Annotated in this window: 1 protein-coding gene; it reads left to right on the forward strand. The window is 50.1% G+C overall.

Translation table 11 applies throughout. The features are described 5' to 3' along the window. Positions 1 to 940: 940 nt before the first annotated feature. Positions 941 to 1,876: protein rep (locus tag GTPT_RS16545; protein ID WP_051845745.1), on the forward strand; the 936-nt coding region annotated here is incomplete at its 3' end.

The raw sequence follows: 1,876 nt of genomic DNA on the forward strand, positions 1-1,876 counted from the left end.
TGGCGAAGGCACGAGTTGAAGTATCGAAGATTCACCAAGGCTGACAGAGCAGCCGATGAATAAACTAGGGTGTCGGGGCTTGCCCTGACCAAGTGGTGTTGAGTGCTGCCATCGTGATGGCGGTGCGCCAAACACACATCTTGTCCTGTCTTTCGATGAGTTTTGAAAATGACCGCTTACCAGGGCGGTTTTTTTATTTGTTTTTAAGCACGCAAGCTGTCTTTGATTATGCCGTTTTTTGGGATACCTCATGGATACCTCATGGATACCTCATGGATCCCTATCGGATATATTTTGGATCCCTGATGGGTATTTGATGCGTGTTAATTACGGGACAGGAAATGTTTTGTAGCACCGCCACGATGTGTCGATTCACAAAACTAAAGTACGGGACAGGATATAGTTTGTATTACCGCCACTCTGTGGCGCACTCCAAACATCCTGTCAGGACAAGATGTGTGCTTGCTATACCGCCACACATTCTTGTCGTCAGGATTACATCCCGACACCCTGTAAACGACTCGCCAATCCGATTTAAAAATCCGATTTACTCGCCGTTCTCTGAAATCGTCAAACGATAAATCGGGGGTCCCTTTAGGGTTCCGATTTATTGATTGACGACACCCCGTTAAAAAAACTGTTTGAGGGTGTTGGTTCACAGAGTGAGCCAACGCCCTGATAAAACGTTTTTGATTTTTTTTGTGTGATCGGGGGTCAGAATTCGGTGCGTTGGTGAGGCGATTTTTGGGGGTGAAATTCGGGGTTTTCCCTTGTCTTGATAATATAGAATATAAATCGCGGATTGGTTTTAGGGGTTTAGGCCAGGCGTGGCGCGGGTTTGAGGGGGTTTTGACAGGTCGAAAAAAAACCCGTAGTTTAGTGATTGTCGAGATCAATAAACACCGGGTTATCTTCACAGCCCGCCTTGAAAGGAAGCTGCATGTCCTATCCTACTGAAAATGATCATAATTTCCAACCCCAAGACCCTGCTCTGTCTGATCACAGTCCCAAGGATGCCAAATGGGACGAACTCCGTGCGAGTACTGAACGGGTAAGCCAGTTCCTGTATCGCGCGGGTGACTTCGAGAAGTGGGCACACCGGATGCACGATTGTACCGGCCTGCTGCGTTTCGCAGAGTTGGCCGACACAACAACCGGTGAAATCAGCCTAAAATTACGTTATGCGGAGTTCTGCCACGCCAGACACTGCCCTATGTGCCAGAAGCGGAGAGAGATCGTGTATCGGAGCCGGTTCCTTGAATTTCTGCCTCAGACGCTCTCAGAGCACCCCAAAGCCCGTTGGGTATTCCTTACGCTGACAATCCCTAATGTGCCCGTTGAATCGCTCAGAGACACTCTGAAGTCGATGAACGCTGCATGGCAGCGGTTCGTTAAGCGAAAAGAGTTTAAAGCCGTCACGGGCTGGATACGCACGACAGAGGTGACACGGGAGGCAAAGCGCAAAGGTTACGCGCATCCGCACTTCCACTGCCTGCTGATGGTGCCGCCGTCGTTTTTCAATGGGAAAAACTACACTAAGCAATCGCGCTGGGCGGAGATATGGGGCGAGTGTATGCGTCTTGATGTCGTGCCGTCTGTAGATATTCGGGCGGTTAAGGGAGGCGTCGATAAGGCGATCCTTGAGACGGTGAAGACGTTCACGTATTCCGTGAAGCCCGAAACGCTGGAAGCTGACCAGGAATGGACGCTCGAATATTTTCGGCAAGTTCACAAGCTGCGTTTCATTGCCGCCGGTGGTGCGCTGAAAGATGCGATCCGCAGCATCGACAGCATGACTGACGAGGACATGATTTATACCGATGACAACCCCAAACCAGAAGCACCCGAAAAGGAGCTGCGTCAGTTGGGATATTCA

The organism is Tatumella ptyseos ATCC 33301 (genome assembly GCF_000735525.1).
Taxonomy (GTDB): Bacteria; Pseudomonadota; Gammaproteobacteria; order Enterobacterales; family Enterobacteriaceae; genus Tatumella; species Tatumella ptyseos.